The following is an 18,633-nucleotide window of genomic DNA, read 5'->3' on the forward strand; positions in this document are numbered from 1 at the left end:
CCACGCTTCGACATCATGGGGATGTTTGCTGCCACAAAGCGCAGACGATGTACCTAACCGCGCGGCTTTGCTTAGTGCTTTTGCCAACAAAAGCAAGTGCCTGTTACTTACTTTTTGTTGGTGAACGAAGCATAACACCATTGATTAAAAAATGCAAGCGCTTTTTTAAAAAACTTTCGGTAACAAGATGCCTCAACACCAGTTGATCCAAAAAAAGCGACTATCCGTTGGTTTGGATAGTCGCTGCCTGCCTACTTGCCTTTGAACGCTTCTTTGACCCGGTCAAACAAGCTTCCCTCTCTTGGGGTGACGTCATCACCGCTAGCGGCGGCAAAGGCCATCAAGGCTTCTTTTTGTTTGCTGTTTAAGTTCTTTGGCGTTTGGACATTGACCGTCACGATCTCATCGCCCATACCACTACCTTGTAGTCGTGGTGCGCCTTTACCGCGCAAACGGAACTTGCTTTGCGTTTGCGTGCCGGCTGGGATCTTCAATTCAACTTGCCCATGCACGGTGTCGACTTTGATTGCATCACCTAAAGCAGCTTGCGCAAACGAGATCGGGATCTTCAAATAGATCGTCGCCCCATCGCGTTCAAACTTATCACTCGGTGCTACCCGAAAGACAATGTACAGATCCCCATAAGGGCCGCCATTGGTCCCGGCTTCACCAGCTTCGCGCAAGCGCATTTGTTGGCCGTCTTCAACGCCAGCTGGCACTTTCACGTCGATGGTGTGGCGTTCATTCTTGTGACCAGTGCCGTGGCAATCTACACACTTATCTTTGATCTCTTTACCAGTACCGTGGCAGACGTCACAGACTTCTTGGCTCATCATCGCGCCAAGTGGGGTATTGCGCTGCACTTGAATGTAGCCTGAGCCATGACACTTGTGACAGGTCACAGGGCTGGTACCTGGTTTGGCACCAGAGCCGCCACAAGTATGACACAACGCTTGGCGATCATAAGAGATCTTGGTGTCTTTGCCAAACACCGCTTCTTCAAACTTTAAGTCCATGCGATATTGCAGATCAGCCCCTTGGCGTGGCGCATTGGCCCGTTGTTGTTGGCCACCGCCGCCAAAGAACTGACTGAAGATATCTTCAAACCCAGTTCCTTGACCACCAAAACCTTGGCCGCCAAAGCCAGAAAAGCCTTGGCCACCGCCACCAAATCCCCCTTGAGGACCATCAGCAGAGCCGTATTGGTCAAAGGCTGCCCGCTTTTGCGGGTCAGATAAGACTTGATAAGCTTCGTTGATCTCTTTGAATTTCTCTTCGGCCCCAGGTTCATGGTTGATATCCGGATGATATTTCTTAGAAAGTTGCCGGAAGGCCTTCTTGATGGTAGCGTCGTCGGCATCGCGACTAACGCCTAAGACATCATAATAATCTTTTTGAGCCATTATTGCCTCCTAAAGTCTGCACCAAAAGCTAATCCAGAATAACATAGATCGTCGCTTTCGACTAGCCTCTGGATTCAAACAAAAAGCCAAAGCCAGCTGGCTTTGGCTTCGTGCAGAGACTACTTCTTGTCGTTGACGTCTTTGTATTCGCCATCGATGGTATCGTCATCATCAGACTTCTTGTTGTCACTCGCATCGCTTGTGGCACCACTTGCTTGTTTAGCTTGTTGGTCCTTTTGAGCTTGTTCGTACAACTTGACCGTCAAGTCTTGAACGATCTTGTTCAAATCGTCGCGCTTGGCTTTCATGTCTTCGATGTTGTTTTCTTGTTGGGCCTTCTTCAAGGCTTCCTTGGCATCTTCAGCCTTCTTGATCTCGTCATCAGAAACCTTACCCTTCAAGTCCTTTAAGGTCTTGTCGGTTTGGAACAAGAGTTGGTCAACATCGTTCTTTAAGTCGACTTCTTCTTTACGCTTCTTATCGGCTTCTTCGTTTTCCTTGGCTTCTTTCATCATCCGATCGATTTCTTCATCGGATAAACCGCTGGAACTCTTGATGGTGATATCTTGTGACTTGCCAGTGCCCATATCCTTAGCGGAAACTTGGACGATACCGTTTTTGTCGATGTCGAATTTGACTTCGATTTGTGGCACGCCACGAGGAGCAGCTGGAATGTCAGTGAGTTGGAAGCGACCCAACGTCTTGTTGTCAGCAGCCATTGGCCGTTCACCTTGCAAGACATGGATATCAACAGCTGGTTGGTTGTCGGCAGCGGTGGAGAAGACTTGCGACTTGGAAGTTGGGATCGTGGTGTTACGATCGATCAACTTGGTGAACACGCCACCCATCGTTTCGATCCCTAAGGACAATGGCGTCACATCAAGCAGCACAACGTCTTTAACATCACCGGAAATGACCCCACCTTGGATCGCTGCACCTAAGGCAACGGCTTCATCAGGGTTGATGGAGTGGTCAGGTTCCTTGCCAGTCCAAGACTTAACCGCTTCTTGAACCGCAGGGATACGAGTTGAACCACCGTTTAAAATGACTTTGTCCAAATCAGATGCCGTTAAGCCGGCATCTTTTAAGGCGTTGTCAACTGGGACTTTGGTGCGTTCAACTAAGTCTTCCGTCATTTGGTCGAACTTGGCTTTCGTCAAGGTGCGTTCCAAATGCAGTGGGCCGTTGGCGCCAGCAGAGATAAATGGTAAGGAGATCTGGGTGGAAGAAACCCCAGACAAGTCCTTCTTAGCCTTTTCTGCGGCATCCTTTAAGCGTTGCATGGCCATTTTGTCTTTGGACAAATCGATGCCATTTTCAGCTTTGAATTCGTCAACTAACCAGTTGATGATCTTGTCATCAAAGTCATCCCCACCTAAATGGGTATCCCCGTTAGTGGACAATACTTCAAACACGCCATCGCCTAATTGGAGAATGGACACATCAAATGTCCCACCACCAAGGTCATAAACTAAGACTTTTTCATCAGCGTCGCCTTTGTCCAAGCCATAAGCTAAGGCAGAAGCAGTTGGTTCGTTGACGATCCGCGAAACGTTCAAGCCGGCGATCTTACCAGCGTCTTTAGTCGCTTGACGTTGGGAATCGTTGAAGTATGCAGGTACCGTGATGACAGCATCAGTCACGTCTTCGCCTAAATAATCTTGGGCAAAGCCTTTGATGTATTGTAAGATCTGTGCAGAGATTTCTTGAGGGGTATAGTTCTTGTCACCGACTTTAACGGTGTAACCTGCTTCACCCATGTGCCGCTTGATGGACACAATGGTATCTGGGTTGGTGATGGCTTGGCGCTTGGCCACTTCACCAACTTGGATCTCGCCGTCTTTAAAAGCGACGACAGAAGGCGTGGTACGGTTGCCTTCTGGATTCGTAATGATCTTTGGTTCGCCACCTTCAAGCACCGCAACAGCGGAGTTGGTGGTCCCTAAGTCGATCCCAATAACTTTACTCATTGTTCTACCTTCTTTTAAAATTGATTAACTGATTAAATAAGCTTCAATTGCTCAAAGCTTGCCGACTGTCACCAACCAGACGCTTGGTTTCCAGCCAAGCTGAAGCAAGCACAACCAAGTGCCGACTTCAGCTTGACTGGAAACGTTGACGCACTAGTTAGCCACAACCACCATGGCTGGACGCAAGACGCGATCTTTCATTTTGTAGCCAGCTTGTAACACTTGCACGATCGCATCTTTGGGATGATCATCATCTGCGGGAACAGTTTGGATCGCCTGATGCATTGTCGGATCAAATGTCCCATCAGTGGGGATCTTTTCGACGTGGTTTTCCTTTAAGGCCGCTTCAAGATGGCTGTATACCATTTCGACGCCTTTTTTCAGCGGATCGGTATCATCAGTTGCTGAAGTCAACGCCCGTTCCAAGTTATCTAACACTGGCAGTACGGCTGTGGCCAACTTTTGGCCATCATATTGCAACAAGGTCGCCCGCTCTTTTTTGAAGCGATTGTTCATGTTGCTGATTTCTGCAGCAGCGCGCAAATACTTATCTTCAAATTCGTCGCGTTCTTTTTGCAAGGCCTTGACGTCAACTTCTGAGGCGTTGACTTGTTCATCAAGGTCGGCTTTCATTTCCGCTTCGATTTCATCTTTCAATGATGGTTCAGCATCAGATTGAGTCTCTTTTGGTTTTGGTTCGTCTGCTTTGTCTGCCATAGCGGCCTCCTTGTCATTGATCAAAATGCGAATAATAATCGGTCAGCCGCTTGGCGAGCTCTTCGCGAAAGGCATCGAGCAAGCCGATCATTTTCGAATACGGCATTTGCGTCGGTCCAAGCAGCGCGATGACCCCAGTGCCATGATCGCCTACCGAATAACTGGCAGTGATCACTGAAAGATCATCCAGCACATCTGGGGTCAACTCTTGACCCAAATGGACTTGCACCCCTTGTTTGGGTGAAACCGGGCCGATCAGCTGATTGATATCGCTGGAATCATCGTCAAACAAGCTGAAGATCTGCTTGACGCGGCGCACGTCAGAATCATCCAGATAATCCATCAGATTCAACCGTCCGCCAACATAAAAGCGTTCTGCCGCTGCTTGTTTCAAGACACTGCCAAAAATGTCTAAGAAGCCATCAGGACTGGACATATATTGAAACAACAATGCTGGCACATCATTGGCCAACTTACGCGCCACTTCAGCCAGCGGCAAGCCAACCAATTGGTCGTTGACGATGCGGATCGCCTTTTCCACTTCTTCGGAATCGACTTCACCTGGCAAGGTAAACAGCTGGTTGACCACATTGCCATTGTTGGTGACTAAAATCGCCATCACCTGATGATTGCCTAATGGCACCATGCGAAAACCGGTCAATTTGAGTTGCGCAACTTCAGGGCCCAAGGTGATGGCCGTGTAGTTGGTCAAGTTGGATAAAATGCGCGCCGACTGGGCGACGATCTCATCCATTTTGTAAAAGTGGCCACCGAAACCTTGCTGGATCGCGGCGATCTCGGCAGGTTCTGCCTGCGCCGGTTCGACTAAGTTGTCAAGGTAATAGCGGTAGCCTTTGGTCGAGGGCACGCGCCCTGAACTACTGTGCGTCTTGGTGATCAATCCGGCTTCTTCCAACGCAGCCATGTCATTGCGGATCGTTGCCGAACTGACATGGATCGGCAACTCTTGCATCAAGGTCTTAGACCCGACAGGCTGATTGGTTTCAGTAAACGATCGGATGATCTCTTTTAAGACGAGCAGTTGGCGTTTCGTCAACATATTGCCACCTTCTTCTTAGCACTGAACACCTATGGAGTGCTAACTAACAATTACTATACTAGCAACCCCCATTAGCATAGTCAAGGGTAGAGTGCTAAAAAGTGCAGTTTTTCCCATTAAATCGGGCTTGAGACCGACTCGTCCTCAGCACTTGATCCATTTGCGATCAAATCAGCGGGTCATCCAATAAGAATTGTTGAAAGACTTCATTGCCTAAAAACATCCCTTGGTTGGACAAGCGCACTTGATCGCCGTTAAGTTCAACTAAACCTTGTTGGCGCAAGTCATCCAGCAATTCACCGTACACGTCTTCGATTCGTAAATGAAATTTATCAGTGAAACGCTGACGACTGACACCGGCGCGCGTGCGCAATCCTAAAAACATTTCTTCTTCGATTTGTTCTTCTAAAGGCACCAAGTGATGTTCGATCACTGGCAACTTGTGGTCATGCAGTGGCGCTAAATATTGTTGGATCGGGCCAAAGTTGTGATAGCGATCGCGCCCTAAATAACCAAACGCCCCAGCGCCAAACCCAAAGTAATGCGCATTTTGCCAATAAAGCAAATTGTGTTGGCACTCAAAGCCTGGCTTGGCGAAGTTAGCGATCTCATATTGTTCGCGACCGTTGGCATGCATTAAATCAATGGCATCTTGATACATATCAGCTTCAACATCTTGACTGGGCAACGTCAACTTGCCTTTGCGCATCAAGTTATAAAAAATCGTTTTGCGCTCTAAGATCAGCGAGTACGTCGAATAATGCGGCAGCTGCAACGCTAAGGCTTCGCGCAAACTGTGCAAGAAATTATCTCGGCTTTGGCCAGGCAAGCGAAAGATCAAGTCGATGGACAAATTTTCAAAGCCGACTTTGTGGGCATTGTCGATTGCTTGATAAACGTCTTTGACCCGATGGATCCGCCCGATGCGCTTTAAAATGGCATCGTCAAAACTTTGTACCCCAATGGATAAGCGGTTGACCCCATTGTCGTGCAGGACTTGCAGCTTTTGGGTATCTTGTAAGTCGTTGGGATTAGCTTCAAAGGTGAATTCGCCATGATCAAAATGCAAGATCTCGCGGATTCCGCGACATAATTGATCCAATTGCTTGGGGGTCAAAGTCGTGGGCGTGCCGCCGCCAACATACACAGTTTCAATGGGTTCGTTGGGATATTGTGGCATCACCAGTTGCATTTCTCGCAGTAACATCGCCACATAATCATCCACTGGCTGGCCTTCAATGAAGACTTTATTGAAATCACAGTAATAACAAATATGCTCACAAAACGGAATGTGGATATAAGCCCCTGCCATTAGTTTGCCTCTTTTTCAAGCCATGCTAGCGAATGCGTGCGATCCATTTGAAGCTGATCGATCAGCCCTTGCGCGCCATCAAATTTCACTTCACCGCGCAAATAGTGCAACCATTTGACCACGACTGGTTGGCCGTAGATATCCGCGTCAAAATCAAACAAGTTGATCTCAAGCGTCACCGCCCGGCCGGCACCAAACGTCACATTACGGCCAACTGACGCCATGCCTGGTAGCCACTGGCCGTTGACTTGCATCATCACGGTGAAAATGCCGATGCCAGGCAACCTTTCAGCATTTGGCGTGTCGATATTGGCAGTGGGGAAACCAAGCGTCCGCCCACGCGCTTCGCCATGCACCACCATGCCTGTGGTTTGATAATCATATCCTAATAAGCGATTGGCCAAATCGACATCGCCTTGATCCAAAGCTTTGCGAATGCGCGTCGACGAAATTTTTTCACCATCGTCTAAATGTGCAGGTACTGCAATGATCTCAAAGCGGTTTTGGGCAAACTCAGGAAGCGTATGCATGTTGGCGATGGCTTTTTTGCCATAAGTATAATCAAATCCCGCCACCACCACTGCCGCGTTCAAGCCGACTAAGTACTGATCGACAAATGCTTGCGGCGCCAAGCTGGCAAATTCAGGCGTGAAATGCACAAAATATAGCACATCGACACCAAGCATCGCCATTAAATCGATTTTGCGGGCACGTGGCGATAAATACTTCACTTCATCGGCAGGTTTGTGTTGGTAGATCACTGCCGGATGCACGTCAAACGTCATCACCGCCAAAGGCAGATTTTTGGCGTTGGCCACTTGTTTGGCTTGGGAGATCACCGCTTGGTGCCCACGGTGCACCCCATCAAAAAAGCCCAAGGCTAAGACTTGTGGGTGAGCGGGTTTGGTGACAACTGGCGGGTGAATATCAATGACTTGCATCTTCGGGACTTCCTTCGTTAGTTAAATACATCACATCTGGACGATATAAGGCGTCGGCTTGTTGGTACACGGCTTTAAGCACACCTTGATAGGTCAAACCGACTTTTGCAGCAGTTTCTTCCAATTGTAAAAAGCGGCCGTGTTGCACCCGATCCCATTGATCAGCTGATAAGGCCACCAATGGCAGATCCCCATAAGCGTATTCGATCGGGCGTAAATGTGCCGCCACAGCTTGCGGCGCCGTTTCTGGGGTCAAGTCGCGCAGATCAAGGGTCTGCGCCAAGGTAAAGCCGCCACTGGCAATACGAGTCAGTTGACTCATCACTGCTGGCACTGCGAGCTTGTGGCCGACGTCAACCGCTAATGTGCGAATATAAGTCCCTTTAGAAACTTGCGCTTCAAAGGTGAACTTTTGCACCCCAGCTTTAGCGTCAAATACCACGTCGCTGGTCCGCTTAAACGCATAAACCGTGACTTGCCGACTGGGCCGCTCAACAGTTTCACCTTTGCGGGCATACTCATACAAGCGCCTGCCGTTGACCTTAACTGCGGAAAACATCGGTGGGATCTGCGTGATCGTGCCAGTCAAGCTGGCCAAAGCGGCGTCGACTTCAGCGGCTTCAAAAGGCGAACTAAGATGCACCCGCTCGACTTCGGCGCCATCAAGGTCTTCAGTTTCTGTCGAAAAGCCTAACGTCACTTCGCCGGTGTAAGTTTTACCTAGCGCCATCAACGCCGGCACGCCTTTGGTCGCAGCGCCTAAGGCAATAGGCAATACCCCATCGACACTGGGGTCGAGGGTGCCTGAGTGGCCGATTTTTTTCATATGGATGAGGCGTCGCAATTGTGCGATCACATCAAAGCTGGTCATGCCAGCTGGTTTATATACTGGTAAAATGCCGTCCATGGCAAGCCCCTCCTTTTCAATTCAACGCCTTTCATTATACAAGAAATCCCCTTCAGACACCACGCCACCTCAAAAGCAGCCGAATTTGAAACGCGATCGTCACTGATCCCACACAAAAGGGGTAAGCCATGACTGGCTTACCCCTTTTTGCTGGTTATTGCTTTTTCTTCAGATCTGCCAATAATTGATCGATCCGAGAGCCATATGCCACAGACATATCTTGCTCGAATTTGATCTCAGGCGTTTTGAACAACTTGATGCGTTGGCCGACTTCTCGGCGGATCAAGCCAGTGGCCTTATCTAAGCCAGTTTGGGCATCAGCGATCTTCTTTTCGTCATCGGAAAGAATGCTGAAGTACACTGTGGCTTCTTGGAGGTCGCCGGTCAGCTTGATGCCGGTGATCGTCACACCTTGCACCCGCGGATCGTTGACATCTTTTAACAAAATGTCGTCGATCTCACGTTGGATCTGGGTTTCTACCCGACCAATACGATGCTTCATAGGTTTCTCCTTGTTAAGTTCAACACGTGACCGTGATCACGTTGAGTTGCGTTGATCAAAGCTTACTTCACCGGAACTTCTTCCATGGTGTAAGCTTCGATTTGATCGTCGACTTTGACGTCGTTGTAGTTGGCAATGGTCATCCCAAATTCAAAGCCGGCTTTGACTTCCTTGACATCGTCTTTGAAACGACGCAAGGAGCCCAATTCGCCTTCATGGATCACGATACCATCACGGATCAAGCGGACTTTCGAATCACGTTTGATGAAGCCAGAATCCACATAGCCACCAATAACGGTGCCGATCTTGGAAACGTTGATGGTTTCACGCACAGTGATCTGACCGGTGACTTTTTCTTCAAAGGTCGGGTCAAGCATCCCCTTCATCGCCGCTTCCACTTCGTCGATCGCTTTGTAAATGACCGAATGCAAGCGGATATCAACATCGTCAGCGTCAGCTTGTGCTTTGGCTTGTGGTGTTGGACGCACGTTAAAGCCGATGATGATGGCATTTGACGCACTGGCTAAGGTGACATCAGATTCATTGATCGCCCCAACGGCTTGATGGATGATGTTGACGCGAACGCCTTCAACTTCGATCTTCTTCAATGAACCGGCGATCGCTTCAACAGAACCTTGGACATCGGCTTTGATGATGACGTCAACTTCTTTAAGTTGACCTTCCTTCATCGTTTCAAACAAGTTGTCTAAGGTCACATGGGCATTGGATTGACGTTCTTTGTCAAGTGCCCGCTTAGCCCGTTCTTCACCAGCTGCACGCGCCGTTTTTTCATCATCAAAAACGACAAAGCGATCAGCAGATTGTGGCACGTCGTTTAACCCAGTGATTTCCACTGGCATGGCCGGAATGGCTTCTTTGACCCGACGACCACGATCATTGGTCATCGTCCGGATACGGCCATAGGTATTGCCGACAACCACAGGATCGCCGATGTGCAACGTCCCTTGTTGGACCAAGACCGTGGAAACTGGGCCGCGACCTTTATCCAAACGAGATTCGATCACCGTACCAACGGCTTTTTGATCAGGGTTGGCTTTGAGTTCCAACACATCAGCTTCCAACAAGATCATTTCCAGTAATTCGTCGATGTTTTTGCCGTATTTGGCCGAAATTTCAACGAAAATGGTGTCGCCACCCCATGATTCAGGGATCAATTCGTATTCTGCGAGTTGTTCCATGACATGTTGCGGGTTAGCACCTGGCTTATCGATTTTGTTGACGGCCACGATGATCGGCGCTTTCGCCGCCCGGGCGTGGTTGATGGCTTCAATGGTCTGAGGCATCACACCATCATCAGCAGCGACGACTAAGACGATGATATCAGTGATATCAGCACCACGCGCCCGCATGTTAGTGAAGGCCGCATGCCCTGGCGTATCCAAGAAGGTGATGACGCGATCATTCAAGCGGGTTTGGTAAGCCCCGATGTGCTGGGTGATCCCACCGGCTTCGCCTTCAGTGACATGGGTATGACGTAACTTATCCAGCAAGGTCGTTTTACCATGGTCAACGTGCCCCATGATGGTCACGACTGGTGGCCGAGATTGCAAGTTATCGGTGCTAGTGGTTTCTTCTTCAAAGACTTTGTCCAAGTCAGTGATATCTTCTTGGACTTTCTCTTGCGCATCGATGCCATAATCAGTGGCGATCAATTCAATGGTGTCTTTATCCAAAGATTGGTTTTGGTTGACCATCACACCAAGCATAAACAACTTCTTGATGATCTCAGCTGGTTCGCGATGCAAGATCTTACCCAGATCTTGCGCGTTCATGCCGACAGTGTAAACCAAGGTCTCTGGTAACGGACGATCTTTACGCTGTGGCATTGGCTTTTTCGGTGCAGATTGTTGCTGACGGCGCTTGTTTTTCTTGTTGCGACGGTTATTACGGTTATAACCATTGCCGAAGTTATTGCGGCCGTTGTTACGCCCACCACGGAAGTTATTGTTGCGACCATTATTGTCGTTGCCTTGCGGTGCCGATTCAAAATGGTTGCGCGCTGGCCGTGGTGCTGAAGTTGCTTGCTGTGGTGCAGCAGGCTTGGCAGTCGCTTGTGGGCGACTGTTTTGTGCAGGACGGTTATTGGCAGCCGGGCGCGCATTGTTGTTCGGACGGGCATTATTAGCTGGACGTGCTTGGCTAGTGTGAGCAGCAGGTTGTTGCGCTTGTTTTTGCGCAGCTTCTTGTTGTTGACGCTTAGCGGCTTTAGCAGCTTGTTGCTGTTTTAATTGTTGGATGAACTTTTCGTCATTGCCAGCAACTGGACGCGGTTGTGAGTTAGCGGCAGTGGCGCGACCAGCACGTGGCATTGGACCAGTTTGTTGATTGCGATCATTGCGACGGTTGTCACGATTGCGGTTATTGTTTGGCCGGCTGTTATTGCTTTGACCATTGCGGTCGTTAGAACGGTTATTGGCATTATTCGTGCGGTTATTGTCACGATTGCCATTTTGTGGACGGGCGCTGTTTTGGTTGGCGTTGCGCGCTTGACCACCGCGTTGGTTTGGCTGTTGGGCGGCATGGGGCCGACGAATAGCCGACTTGGCGATCAACGTCTTGCCATCTTTGGTTTTCACGCTGGCATGATGCGGACCAGGTGCAGGTTGCGCTGGCTTGACTTCAGCTTTAGGCGCTGCAGGTTTGGCTTCAGCTGGCTTGGCTTCGGCTTTAGGCGCTGCAGGTTTAGCCGCAGCCGGCTTGGTTGCTGACTGGCTACTGGTGCCCATTGCTTTGCGTAATGTCGCTTCTTGCGCTGGTTCCATGGTCGATTGATGACCTTTAAATTCGATGCCCGCCTTCGCAGCTGCTTCAATGACAGCTTTTGATGGGACATTCATTTCTTTGGCAAATTCATAGACTCGTTTTTTGCCCATTTCTTCACGCTCCCTGTTTAAGTTAGGTGAGCAGCTTTATCAGCTTCTTGGCGAAACCTTGGTCTTGCACAGCCACTGCTGTGCGCGGTGCACCGATCGCATCGCTGATGTCCAACTTGGTGAACACCGAAACGATCGGGACCTCATAAAAGCTACTTTTATCAGTAAATAATTTAATCGTATTGGCACTGGCATCACTGGCGACAATGACTAATTTGGCACTGCCATCGCGAATGGCGTTGATCACGAAGCCTTCGCCCATCGTGAGCTTGCCAGCACGGCGCGCTAAGCCTAAAAGGTTAGCGGCTTGTTGTTGTGGGGTCATTTGCTTTGGTCTCCGAAGAGTTCCATGCGGGCTTTTTTGTGGTCCACGTACGCAAACAACTCATCATAAAATGCCGGATCGACAGTCAGATCAAACGCTTTGTCGATCACTTTTTTGGCTTTGGCTTGAGTGATGGCTTCTGGACGTAATGCCACATAAGCCCCACGTCCTGCCGCTTTGCCGGTGGGATCGATAGAAACAGTGCCGTCAGCGTTTTTCACCACGCGGACCATTTCTTTTTTAGGAAACATGTCACCACTCAGCAAATCTTTACGCATTGGGATCTTGCGAACTTTTGCCATGATGGCCTCCTATTCTGCTGAATCAGTTGAAGCATCTTCAGCTGGTGCCTCTGGCGTTGTGGCTTCGGTAGCTTGATCATCAACTGGCGCTCGTGTTTGGGCGGCGGCTTGATCATCTTCAGCAAATTCATCATCATCGACGAATTCAACTTCAGATTCTGGCTTGATATCGATCTTATAGCCAGTCAATTTTGCCGCTAAGCGGGCGTTTTGGCCTTTTTTACCAATGGCCAAAGACAATTGGTAATCAGGCACGATCACTGTGCAAGAGCGATCGTTGTCTTCGTCGTTGAATTGCACGGCGATGACTTGAGCCGGGTTTAAGGCGTTGGCAATATAGTCGACTGGGTCTTCTTCATATTGCACCACATCCATGTTTTCGCCAGACAACTCGTTAACGACTGCTTGCACCCGCGCGCCTTTAGGACCAACTGTTGTGCCGACTGGGTCAACACTTGGGTTGTTGGACTTCACAGCGATTTTGGTGCGGTCCCCAGCTTCACGAGCAATGCCAGCAATTTCAACGACACCGTCAAAAATTTCTGGCACTTCTTGTTCAAACAAGCGCTTGACTAACCCAGGGTTGGTTCGAGACACGAACACTTGCGGGCCTTTGGTCGCATTTTCAACTTTGGTCACATACACTTTGATGCGATCATGGGCTTCGTAGTGTTCGTTAGGCATTTGATCTTGCTTGCCTAACACGGCTTCGATCTTGCCTAAGTTGACGTAAATGAACTTGTTATCCCGGCGTTCGACCACACCAGACATGATTTCTTCTTCATATTGAGAATATTCATCATATACGATGCTACGTTCGGCTTCCCGCACGCGTTGCATGATCACTTGCTTGGCAGTTTGCGCGGCAATGCGACCAAAGTCTTTTGGCGTTACTTCAAAGCGGATCTCGTCGCCGATCTCATAAGCACGGTTGATCTGCAAGGCATCTTTTAAGCTAACTTCCAAGCGAGAATCAAACACTTCTTCAGTGACTTCCTTGACGGCATAAACATGAATGTCACCGCGATCTTGGTCAAACGTCACTTCCACGTTTTGCGCTTGGTTGTAGTTGCGCTTATAAGCACTGGCCAAGGCTTGTTCCAGCGCGTCGATCACGATGGCTTTCTTCACGCCTTTTTCTTGCTCTAAGGCGTCAAGCGCCTCAATCATTTCCTTTGACATACTGATCTTCCTTTTCTACAGATTAAAACTCGATGGCTAAGCGCGCCTTGGCGATGGCACTACGCTGGAATTCTTGATCGAATTTGCGCGCCTTGTCCTTGAGCGTCAAAGTCAATGTGTCGGCATCGAGTGATTTAAGGGTGCCTTCATAAACTTTCTTGCCATTAACTTTGGAAAACAGTGAAATGTGAATATAATCGCCCACTGCATTTTGATAATCTTGCTCGTTTTTTAAAGGACGCTCGGCACCAGGGCTTGAGACCTCCAAAAAATAAGCTTGCGGGATCGGATCGGGATCCATGGCGTCGAGCTTTTCAGAAAGCGCCTCAGATACCAACACGCATTCATTCAGTGAAATGCCGCCAGTTTTGTCGACGTAAACGCGCAAATACCAACTGCCGCCTTCTTTGACGAATTCAATGTCACTGAGATAAAAGCCGTTGTCAGCCAAAATCGGATTCACGATCGCAGACACGGTTTCGACAACTGTACTCATACTTCCCCCCCTTAACTTGTATTGGAGTTGACATCGTCCATGAAAAAGAGTGAGCATCGCTGCTCACTCCCCGCCGACATCATAATTACTACAATTAATTTACCACATGAAACCAGTCATTGCAACTGTTGTGTCAATTGAAAAACTTGACACCATTTGTTGCCGGTTGCAACTTCGTGATCATTTGGCGCGATCCGCGCCGCTTCGCGCGTCAACCACTGCTCCGTAGCGACTAAAACAGCCCGTCAAATAAGGAAAGCTGGTTTTCATCTGGCAAGTGATCCAAAACATGATTTTCGGTCATGTAATCGATCAAAGTCTTTGACACTTTGCCTCGCGTCGCCAAGTCTTCTTTAGATAAGAAAGGCTTTTCTTCACGCGCCGACACGATTTGTTTGGCCACGTTATCGCCTAATCCTGGCACTGCCCGAAATGGCGCCAACAACGTGTGGTCATCCACGATCAAAAAGTCATGCGCATCAGACTTATCGATATCCACCATTTGGATCTTGAAACCACGCTCGATGCACTCATTGGCGATTTCCAAGATCGTTTGCAGGTTCTTTTCTTTGGCCGATGCTTCCATGCCTTTGTCGCTGATTTCTTTGATCGCAGCTTTCACCGCATCTTTGCCATGACTCATTGCCGCCAGATCGAAGTCTTCAGCTCGCACTGAGAAGTATGACGCGTAATAAACCAATGGGAAATAGACTTTGAACCACGCGATCCGCAACCCCATTAAGTCATAAGCGGCGGCATGGGCTTTAGGGAACATGTATTTTATCTTCAAGCAAGAATCGATATACCAATCTGGCACCGATTCATTGTCGCGCATGGCTTGTTGCCATTCATCAGGGATCCCACGCCCTTTTCTGACGTGTTCCATGATGTTGAAGGCCATTGAGTCATCCATGCCCCAATGGATCAAGTCCATCATGATGTTGTCCCGACAGCCGATCACTTCTTTGATGGTAACGACTTTGTTTTGGATCAATTCTTCGGCATTGCCTAACCACACATCTGTCCCATGAGACAACCCAGAGATCTGTAGCAACTCAGAGAAATGCTTGGGATGCGTTTCTTCAAGCATTCCGCGCACAAACCGGGTCCCAAATTCTGGCACGCCTAGCGTCCCAGTTTTTGAACCGATCTGCTCCGGCGTGACGCCTAACGCTTCGGTGCTGGAAAATAACGACATCACGCCAGGATCATCCATTGGGATCGATTTTGGCTCAACGCCAGAAAGATCTTGCAACATCCGGATCATCGTCGGATCATCATGGCCTAAAACATCCATTTTTAAAATGTTGTCATGGATCGAATGAAAATCAAAGTGAGTGGTTTTCCAGGCGGCATTTTGATCATCGGCAGGATATTGGATCGGCGAAAAGTCGTAAATATCCATATCTGCCGGCACGATCAAGATCCCAGCTGGATGCTGACCGGTGGTGCGCTTGACGCCAGTGGCGCCTTTGGCCAAGCGATCGATCTCAGCGCCGCGCATCATTTGCCCAGTGTCGCGTTCATAAGCTTTGACGTAGCCATAAGCAGTTTTATCCGCCACTGTGCCGATCGTCCCAGCCCGAAAGGCGTGATCTTCACCAAATAACACTTTGATGTAGTTGTGCGCAACTGCTTGATAATCCCCAGAGAAATTCAAATCGATATCAGGCACTTTATCCCCTTTAAACCCTAAGAAGGTTTCAAAAGGAATATCTTGGCCGTCTTTGACTAATTCAGTCCCACACTTGGGGCAATTTTTATCTGGCAAATCAAACCCAGACCCATATTCGCCTTTGGTGAAGAATTCAGAATATTGGCACTTCGGGCAGCGATAATGTGGCGGCAATGGGTTGATCTCGGTGATGCCTGACATTGTCGCAGCTAAACTGGACCCCACAGATCCACGAGAACCAACCAAGTAACCATCTTTGTTGGATTTTAATACCAATTGTTGGGCAATGTTATAAATCACCGCAAATCCGTTACCAATGATCGATTTGAGCTCTTTGTCCAAACGGGCGGAAACAATTTCCGGAAGCGGGTCCCCATATAGCGCATGGGCCGTGTCCATCACGTCTTTGGTCAAGTTTTCCTTCACGCCAGGAATATCTGGCGTGTAGAGTTTGGTTTTGACTGGCGTGATGTCGTCATCGATCCAATCTGCGACCACATGCGTATTGTCAACCACGATTTGGTGGGCTTGCGTTTCTGGCAGCCAGCTGAAGGCGTCCAGCATTTCTTTAGTGGAGCGGAAATGCACATCAGGCAAGCTGTGGCGATTTAGCGGATTAGCGCCACCTTGGGAATGGATCAAGATCTTGCGATAGATCGCATCAGTTTGATCTAAGTAATGCGCATCCCCAGTGGCGACCACCGGTTTATTTTGAGCCGCACCGATTTTAATGATATTGGTGATGATGTCTTTTAAATGAGCATCGCCTTTGACTAACTCTGCTTCTTTTAATGGCAAGTAGTTATCCAGTGGCTGCACTTCCAAATAATCATAAAACTTGGCTTTTTTTTCAGCTTCAGCGTAACCTTTTTGCATCATGGCGGTAAAAACTTCACCACTGGCACAAGCTGACCCGACCACTAAGCCTTCGCGCAGTTTTTGCAAACGCGAACGCGGTACTCGCGGCATGCGGTAATAGGTTTCGACGTTAGACATCGACACCAATTTGAACAAGTTCTTCAATCCCGCTTGGGTCTTGGCCAAGATCACAGCATGGCTTGGGCGACTTTGCTTCCAGGCATCGCCGGCACCAACGCGCGAGTTAAGTTGATCTAAGGTCGTGATGTCGTATCGTTTCGCGGCTTCTTTTTCCAAAGCGTACAACAAATACCCAGTGGCTTCAGAATCGGCGTTGGCGCGGTGATGATTTTCCAAGGCGATTTTGTAAGCTTTGGTCAAGGTATCCAGTTTGTGGTTTTTGCGTTCTGGATGTAGCATCCGCGACAATTCCAAAGTATCGACCACTGGATTTTGAATGTCAGCTTGCTTTAAACGCCGGTAGCCTGCATTGATAAAGCCCACATCAAAAGTCACGTTATGCCCGACCATGATACTGCCATCACAAAATTCCCGAAATAAGGCCAACACTTGTGCTTCGGTTTTAGAACCGTGCACCATGTCATCAGTGATATGCGTCAAATTGATCGTAAATTCTGACAATGGGAAACCCGGATCGATCAATTCTTCAAACTCATCGATCACTTTACCAGCTTGCATTTTCACTGCGGCGATTTCAATGATCTTATCATAAACCGCTGACAGCCCAGTGGTTTCAATATCAAACACCACATAAGTCGCCGACGCTAAATCACGCGCTTCATCAGCATGATAAGCCACTGGGGTACCATCATCGACTAAATTGACTTCCACACCATAGATCATTTTCATGTCGGCTTTAGCTGCGGCAGTATGGGCTTCAGGGTAAGCTTGCAACCCGGCATGGTCGGTGACAGCAATGGCGGTGTGGCCCCACTTTTTGGCACGTTTGACATAATCGGAAATCGACGTCATCCCATCCATCGTCGACATGTTGGTGTGCAAATGCAATTCGATGCGCTTGTCGCCTTCAACATCGTCTTGCGGCAAGGGATGCTTCACTTCTTGCACGTCTTGGGCCATGATGGTCAATTCACGCGAAAAGTTATCTTCTTGCACACTGCCGCGCACGCGCAACCACATTCCTGCTTGGATGCGATCAAACATTGCTTCGTCGTCGGCATTGTTGGAGAATTTCTTGGCAATGAAACTTGACGTGTAATCCGTCAACTTAAAGATCAAGAGCTTGCGTTTAGAGCGCAGTTCGCGCACTTCCACGTCAAACACATAACCTTCAACGGTCACCGAGCGTTCTTCTTCAGTGATCGATACCATTTGCTGAGGTTCGTCACTGGATTTGATCCCACGGCCTAAAGTGATCGGGCCACTACCAGCGTTGGGGTCAGCAGCTTGCGCTTGTTGACGCTGTTGCACCACTGCGGCAGCTTTTTTGGCCAATTCGGCAGTTTCTTGCGCCTTTTGGGCTTTGAAAGCTTCGATTTGGGCGTTGGCTTTGGCTTCGTCGACATCAGCATTTAAATGTAAGGTTTGAAAACCCACTTGCTGATAGGCCGCTTCAAGCTTACCTAGCCCTTGATTGACCAAAAATTGGCGCACTGGCTCATTTTCTGCTAGTAAGCTGACGCGCCCGTCTTCAAGTTTGGGTTCTTGTTTGGTACACAATTCGTAAACCAAGCTGGACTGGATCCCCGCATTTTTCACCACATGCGCCCAATAACCAGACAGCAAGGCTTGATCAAAGCGCGGATCTTTGGCCTTGATCGATAACCCGACACTGGCAATGTCTTTAAACGCCGCTTGCAAATGTTGTTCAAAAGGCGTAAACACCGCCACTGGTAAAATCGTCGGCACCTCGATCGTGAAATGGTAGTGTTTGGATTTGGTATGCACTGCCACTTGGTCGATCGTCGCTTCAGCAAAGCCAGGATAGTTGGCGAGATCTTGGGGAAGTTGCAGTTGTTCCAGCAACTTCATAAACATTTCGTGTTTGGATAAAGCCAAAAAACGGCCACCTTTCTTCTACGCCACAGCGCAGAATTTTGTCATGCAT

14 protein-coding genes are annotated in these 18,633 nt (G+C 48.8%); all 14 read right to left on the reverse strand.

What is annotated here, in order from left to right; translation table 11 throughout:
• Positions 1-251: 251 nt before the first annotated feature.
• The 14 genes from dnaJ to ACKTSG_RS00950 all read right to left on the reverse strand — a co-directional run bounded on the left by dnaJ (position 252) and on the right by ACKTSG_RS00950 (position 18,584).
• Positions 252-1,406 carry a molecular chaperone DnaJ gene (gene dnaJ / locus ACKTSG_RS00885; RefSeq protein ID WP_407891157.1) on the reverse strand — a complete coding sequence of 385 codons (1,155 nt, stop codon included), beginning with the start codon at positions 1,404-1,406 and terminating at the stop codon, positions 252-254.
• A gap of 116 nt (positions 1,407-1,522) precedes the next feature.
• Positions 1,523-3,373 carry a molecular chaperone DnaK gene (gene dnaK / locus ACKTSG_RS00890; RefSeq protein ID WP_407891029.1) on the reverse strand — a complete coding sequence of 617 codons (1,851 nt, stop codon included), beginning with the start codon at positions 3,371-3,373 and terminating at the stop codon, positions 1,523-1,525.
• 153 nt (positions 3,374-3,526) lie between these two features.
• A complete protein-coding gene (grpE, locus tag ACKTSG_RS00895; protein ID WP_407891031.1) occupies positions 3,527-4,090 on the reverse strand; it encodes a nucleotide exchange factor GrpE in 564 nt (187 codons plus the stop codon).
• A gap of 13 nt (positions 4,091-4,103) precedes the next feature.
• On the reverse strand, positions 4,104-5,150 hold the full coding sequence (gene hrcA, locus ACKTSG_RS00900) for a heat-inducible transcriptional repressor HrcA (RefSeq protein WP_407891033.1): 1,047 nt from the start codon (positions 5,148-5,150) through the stop codon (positions 4,104-4,106).
• A 166-nt stretch (positions 5,151-5,316) separates the two neighbouring features.
• Positions 5,317-6,462 (reverse strand): radical SAM family heme chaperone HemW, encoded by a 1,146-nt coding sequence (gene hemW / locus ACKTSG_RS00905; RefSeq protein ID WP_407891035.1) that lies wholly within the window; start codon positions 6,460-6,462, stop codon positions 5,317-5,319.
• Positions 6,462-7,403 carry a riboflavin biosynthesis protein RibF gene (gene ribF / locus ACKTSG_RS00910; RefSeq protein WP_407891037.1) on the reverse strand — a complete coding sequence of 314 codons (942 nt, stop codon included), beginning with the start codon at positions 7,401-7,403 and terminating at the stop codon, positions 6,462-6,464. The genes hemW and ribF overlap by 1 nt, the downstream gene beginning before the upstream one ends.
• Positions 7,390-8,310 carry a tRNA pseudouridine(55) synthase TruB gene (gene truB, locus ACKTSG_RS00915; protein ID WP_407891039.1) on the reverse strand — a complete coding sequence of 307 codons (921 nt, stop codon included), beginning with the start codon at positions 8,308-8,310 and terminating at the stop codon, positions 7,390-7,392. Before truB ends, ribF begins: the two co-directional genes overlap by 14 nt.
• A 154-nt stretch (positions 8,311-8,464) precedes the next feature.
• Entirely contained in the window at positions 8,465-8,812 is a 348-nt protein-coding gene (gene rbfA / locus ACKTSG_RS00920; protein ID WP_407891041.1) for a 30S ribosome-binding factor RbfA, read from the reverse strand.
• Positions 8,813-8,874: 62 nt separating this feature from the next.
• Positions 8,875-11,706, reverse strand: coding sequence for a translation initiation factor IF-2 (gene infB, locus ACKTSG_RS00925; protein WP_407891043.1), 2,832 nt, complete (start codon positions 11,704-11,706; stop codon positions 8,875-8,877).
• A gap of 22 nt (positions 11,707-11,728) precedes the next feature.
• Positions 11,729-12,031 carry a YlxQ-related RNA-binding protein gene (locus tag ACKTSG_RS00930; RefSeq protein WP_407891045.1) on the reverse strand — a complete coding sequence of 101 codons (303 nt, stop codon included), beginning with the start codon at positions 12,029-12,031 and terminating at the stop codon, positions 11,729-11,731.
• Positions 12,028-12,333: an RNase P modulator RnpM gene (gene rnpM, locus ACKTSG_RS00935; RefSeq protein ID WP_407891047.1), complete on the reverse strand. Its 306-nt coding sequence runs from the start codon at positions 12,331-12,333 to the stop codon at positions 12,028-12,030. Before rnpM ends, ACKTSG_RS00930 begins: the two co-directional genes overlap by 4 nt.
• A 9-nt stretch (positions 12,334-12,342) precedes the next feature.
• Positions 12,343-13,515 (reverse strand): transcription termination factor NusA, encoded by a 1,173-nt coding sequence (nusA, locus tag ACKTSG_RS00940; RefSeq protein WP_407891049.1) that lies wholly within the window; start codon positions 13,513-13,515, stop codon positions 12,343-12,345.
• 22 nt (positions 13,516-13,537) lie between these two features.
• Positions 13,538-14,011 (reverse strand): ribosome maturation factor RimP, encoded by a 474-nt coding sequence (rimP, locus tag ACKTSG_RS00945; RefSeq protein WP_125706820.1) that lies wholly within the window; start codon positions 14,009-14,011, stop codon positions 13,538-13,540.
• Positions 14,012-14,243: 232 nt separating this feature from the next.
• The gene (locus ACKTSG_RS00950; protein ID WP_407891051.1) at positions 14,244-18,584 is read right to left on the reverse strand and encodes a PolC-type DNA polymerase III; all 4,341 of its coding nucleotides are present in this window, start codon (positions 18,582-18,584) and stop codon (positions 14,244-14,246) included.
• Between the last annotated feature and the right edge of the window lie 49 nt (positions 18,585-18,633).

Origin of the sequence: Lacticaseibacillus salsurae (assembly GCF_045862175.1) — a bacterium.
Classification (GTDB): domain Bacteria; phylum Bacillota; class Bacilli; order Lactobacillales; family Lactobacillaceae; genus Lacticaseibacillus; species Lacticaseibacillus salsurae.